Below are 4,506 nucleotides of genomic sequence, written 5' to 3'. Positions count from 1 at the left end.
ATAAATTCTATATACAATAACAATCTTTAAAAATTTTTATTCTAAATATCATGAAGATCTTATTCGTGCTGATTGTGATTGCCCAATTAACAGGATGTGTATTTGGACAATCAAGTGAAGTTAAACGTGCTGAAAAAATTTTGCAGCGTTTCCAGTGTAAAAACGTGGAGACCAGTCAGCTTGCGACTTCCTCCATTACCAATTTTTATCAACAGACACTTGCCGCAAACAAGGACAAAGCCAGCACCTATATTGAACAGTATAAAAATGGCGAGGATCTGTTTGACATTCCACTCGATGAAGTTGTACAACAAAAGTACCAGCTCTATCTTCAGGCTTGTCAGGCGCTTGGCGGTGTTGCAGCATCACCTTTAATACCAGATTCAACTGAACAATGATAAATTACCCTGCCTGATGATTTTTTCTTCTCGGATGTGGCATGATTGAAAAACAACTTGGCTTAAAACATTATATTGCGCTTGGGATCATCGCCCTTGCCGTGGCAATTGCCAGCATACAGCCGCTTGAGCTTGAGTCCTATCTCCTGCATCAGGTGGGCACTGTGTTTATGCTGGTCGTGCTGATCATCAGCATGAAAAAAATAGGCATGCATTTTTTCAGTTTTTGTTTGTACCTGCTTTTTCTATTCATCCATATTGTTGCGGCCCATTATTTGTACTCCTATGTGCCTTACAATGAATGGTTAAAGTCCCTATTTCATTTTGACCTGAATCAGACAATGGGCTGGTCTCGGAACATGTATGATCGACTGGTGCATTTTGCTTATGGATTATTGCTTTACCCATTTTTTCTCCGTTGTTTTCAGGTCTGGTTTCCTACCGCAAAACCATTGACCTTGTTCCTGCTGGTGATCCAGTTTGTGATGGCTTCCAGTATGCTCTATGAGTTGCTCGAATGGGGACTATCCATTGGCTTGTCGCCTGAAGATGCGGAAAACTATAATGGACAGCAGGGTGATATGTGGGATGCACACAAGGATATGTTTCTGGCCACAATCGGATCAATCCTTACAGGGCTGCTCTATTTAGGCAGAAGCAAAAGAAAAGCACCTTAAACAGGTGCTTTTCTTTGATCAGGACAAATTGATTAAAACTTAGGATCACGCATCTGAACCAAGGTGCTGTTTGCCTTGGCGAGGCTATCAGCGATTTTACCCATCACCGTTGGAATCAGGGTCTCAGCCATTTGTGCCGCCTGCAAACCCAGTTTTTCACCAAATGTAGGGCGTTTGCGAGTATTGATCACATAGACATCATGTTGTGACAAAAGACTGAGTAAATATTCATCCGAGGTCTGTAATTTATCCACCAGATTTAATTCACGTGCATCTTCACCATACCAGTGCTCACCTGTTGCAACCTTTTCAACGTTGAGTTGTGGGCGGTATTTTTCAATAAAGTGCTTAAACAGCACGTGGGTCTGCTGTAATTCCTCTTCAAACTTGGCCTTACCCTCAGCAGTATTTTCCCCAAACATGGTTACGGTGCGTTTATATTGACCAGCGGTGTACAGTTCAAAGTCCACATTATGCTGTTTCAATAAACGGTTAAAGTTCGGCACCTGTGCAACCACACCAATTGAACCCACCACGGCAAACGGTGCTGAAACAATTTCATTGGCAATACATGCCATCATGTAGCCGCCACTGGCAGCAACCTTATCAACACAAATCGTCACATGAAAACCCGCATCACGTAAACGAACCAATTGAGCCGCAGCCAAACCATAGCCATGCACCATTCCACCTGGGCTTTCCAGACGTACAATCACACGGTCATGTCCAGCTTTGGCGGTTGCCAAAATTAGGGTAATCTCTTCACGCAGGGTATCGACTGCAGAGGCCTGAATATCACCCTTGAAATCTAAAACGAAGATTTTCTGGTCATTTTTCTTACGAACCTTGGCTTCTTTGGCAAGCTGCTGAACCAGTTGTAATAATTCCAAACGGGATGCTGTTGTTTGCGCAATTTTTTTTCTTTGTTCATTCACACGCGCATTTAAATGGCTAATACGAATTTCAGCAGGAAATTTAGGTAAATGGAATAACATAAAGTAAGTGCTCTTGAGTTCGTCTTTATGCCTCTAAGATGTGGTCTGTTCAATAAAAATTCAATAGCGTTTTTGCAAAATAGATTCATTTTCATCTGTATCATAAAAAAAGAGCCCGTAGGCCCTTTGATATATACGGGATGGTATCAACCAAAACGCCCTGTAATATAGGCTTCAGTCAATTGATGGTCAGGCTGAGTAAACACTTTCTCAGTCGAGTTGACTTCAATCAGGTCACCCAGATGGAAATAAGCGGTACGATCAGACACACGCGCTGCCTGTTGCATGGAGTGGGTCACGATTGCAATAGTGAATTGCTCTGAAAGCTCTGAAATAAGCTCCTCGATCTTAGCTGTTGCGATTGGATCTAATGCCGAACACGGTTCATCCATCAAAATCACTTCAGGGCTGACCGCAATGGTACGCGCAATACATAAACGCTGTTGCTGGCCGCCAGACAAACCTGTTCCTGGCTGGCTTAATCGGTCTTTGACTTCATCCCACAGACCTGCTTTACGCAGACTATTTTCAACAATTTCTTCCAGATCATATTTGTCACGTGCCAGGCCATGCAATTTCGGGCCATAGGCAACATTGTCAAAAATTGATTTTGGAAATGGGTTTGGCTTCTGGAACACCATCCCTACCTGTGCGCGCAGCAATACCACGTCAAGGTTAGGATCATAGATGTCCTGATTATCCAGTGTCACCTTACCTGTCACACGACAGCTATCAATCGTATCATTCATACGGTTTAAGGTACGCAGGAATGTTGATTTACCACAACCCGATGGACCAATGAACGCAATCACTTCATTCTGGTAAATATCCAGGTCAATACCCTTGATTGCTTCAGTTTCACCATAATAAACATGAACATCCTTGGTACTGATTTTCACTTCACTGGTTTTTGGCTTTTTATTTGAAGAAGCCGTTTCAAACTGAGAGACAAATGCAGTATTTGATTGCTGAACTTGCGCTTCAGATGACGTAAATTCTGTTTGTTGTGGATTCACTGATTTATCCTTTTCTACGGCGTTCATAATATCAATCGTATTCATTGTACTCTCCTCTATTACCAACGCACTTCAAATTTCTTACGGAGCCAAATAGCAAGGCCGTTTAAACCGATCATGAGTGCAAGTAATACAATAATTGCTGCTGCGGTACGTCCTTCAAAGAAGTTACGTAATTCGTTACCTTGCCATAAATAAATCTGTACAGGTAAGGCCGTTGCTTGATCCAGCGGTGTTGCAGGGATATTGGCAACAAAGGCACTCATCCCAATTAACAGTAATGGTGCTGTTTCACCCAAAGCTTGAGCCACACCAATAATTGCCCCAGTTAAAATACCAGGCAATGCTAGCGGCAAGACATGATGGAAAATGGTTTGTACTTTTGATGCCCCAAGACCAAGAGCGGCTTGACGAATCGATGGCGGTACGGCCTTTAATGAGGCACGTGTGGTAATAATCACGGTTGGCAAGGTCATTAAGCTAAGCACCAGACCACCGACTAATGGTGCAGATAGTGGTAAATGCATCCAGCCAATAAAGATGGCAGCACCTAACAAACCAAACACAATCGAAGGAACAGCAGCCAAGTTGTTAATGTTGACTTCAATGATATCGGTCATCATATTCTTGGGTGCAAACTCTTCAAGATAAATTGCACTCGCAACACCAATTGGAATCGAAATTACAATGACAATGAGCATCATGAATAACGAACCCATGAACGCACCAGCCAAACCACTTGTTGCTGGCGAACTTCGTGAGTCTGGACTAACAAATAAATTGGTATTAAAAGTACTCTTGATGATTCCTTCTGCTTTCAATTTATCTGCGAGTTGACGCACCTCAGGTTCAAGTTGCTGCTGATCATCAGGCAGGTTACGGTCAATATTTCCAGCGAGCCAGACATCCACATTGGCATCAGCCAGAAACTTAATCTCCTGCTTGCTTCCAATCAGGGCTGGATTTGCTAACACCATGTCACGTAAACGGTACGCTTCAGAACTGGTGTACAAGCCACTTAAATAATCACGCTGATCTTCAAGCGATTTATCTTTTGAAACGATGCCATTCACGATCAGGGCATCCCAGTCCACCATACCCATTTCAGTTTGCCAAGCAACAAAACGCTCTTCGAAATGTGCAGGTGTTTCACCAGCCGTTGGTTTTGGTTTCGCGCCAACATTAATAATCGCAGGATCAAAATATACAGGCACTGTAATACTGTTTTGCCAAAAGGCAGGTAAACCTTTACTTAAAATACTGCTGAATAGCAAAGCAACAAAGGCTAGGCCAATAACAACTGCGGAAAAACCTGCAAAACGAAATGTTTTTTCACGGCGATGACGCTTTGCTAAAGAGCTTTGAATTTTTCTTTTGCGCTGTTCACGTTGTTCAGCAGCCACTTGTGGATCTAAGCTAT

At 42.8% G+C, this 4,506-nt stretch carries 5 protein-coding genes; 2 read left to right on the top strand and 3 right to left on the bottom strand.

Going from position 1 to position 4,506, the window contains the following annotated elements; all coding sequences use genetic code 11:
- Positions 1 to 50 precede the first annotated feature (50 nt).
- The gene (locus tag B4H32_RS00975) at positions 51 to 398 is read left to right on the top strand and encodes a hypothetical protein (RefSeq protein WP_004681322.1); all 348 of its coding nucleotides are present in this window, start codon (positions 51 to 53) and stop codon (positions 396 to 398) included.
- 41 nt (positions 399 to 439) lie between these two features.
- Positions 440 to 1,075, top strand: coding sequence for a DUF2238 domain-containing protein (locus B4H32_RS00970; protein ID WP_004681323.1), 636 nt, complete (start codon positions 440 to 442; stop codon positions 1,073 to 1,075).
- Positions 1,076 to 1,107: 32 nt separating this feature from the next.
- On the opposite strand, the gene sohB is transcribed toward B4H32_RS00970, so the two are convergent.
- The 3 genes from sohB to pstA all read right to left on the bottom strand — a co-directional run.
- Positions 1,108 to 2,070 carry a protease SohB gene (gene sohB, locus B4H32_RS00965; protein ID WP_004675876.1) on the bottom strand — a complete coding sequence of 321 codons (963 nt, stop codon included), beginning with the start codon at positions 2,068 to 2,070 and terminating at the stop codon, positions 1,108 to 1,110.
- A gap of 146 nt (positions 2,071 to 2,216) precedes the next feature.
- Positions 2,217 to 3,131, bottom strand: a complete 915-nt coding sequence (gene pstB / locus B4H32_RS00960) for a phosphate ABC transporter ATP-binding protein PstB (RefSeq protein WP_004681325.1) — start codon at positions 3,129 to 3,131, stop codon at positions 2,217 to 2,219.
- A gap of 14 nt (positions 3,132 to 3,145) precedes the next feature.
- Positions 3,146 to 4,506: phosphate ABC transporter permease PstA (gene pstA, locus B4H32_RS00955; RefSeq protein WP_286799333.1), on the bottom strand; the 1,361-nt coding region annotated here is incomplete at its 5' end.

Origin of the sequence: Acinetobacter sp. UBA2063, assembly GCF_002333245.1 — a bacterium.
Classification (GTDB): domain Bacteria; phylum Pseudomonadota; class Gammaproteobacteria; order Pseudomonadales; family Moraxellaceae; genus Acinetobacter; species Acinetobacter parvus.
The sequence above is the reverse complement of the archived record's forward strand: the minus strand, read 5'-3'. Positions and strand labels throughout refer to the sequence as shown.

Bases quoted from the DNA above. Each gene is read 5' to 3' on its own strand.
- B4H32_RS00975 (WP_004681322.1), top strand. From the start codon at position 51: ATGAAGATCTTATTCGTGCTGATTGTGATTGCCCAATTAACAGGATGT.
- B4H32_RS00970 (WP_004681323.1), top strand. From the start codon at position 440: ATGATTGAAAAACAACTTGGCTTAAAACATTATATTGCGCTTGGGATC.
- pstB (WP_004681325.1), bottom strand. From the start codon at position 3,131: ATGAATACGATTGATATTATGAACGCCGTAGAAAAGGATAAATCAGTG.
- sohB (WP_004675876.1), bottom strand. From the start codon at position 2,070: ATGTTATTCCATTTACCTAAATTTCCTGCTGAAATTCGTATTAGCCAT.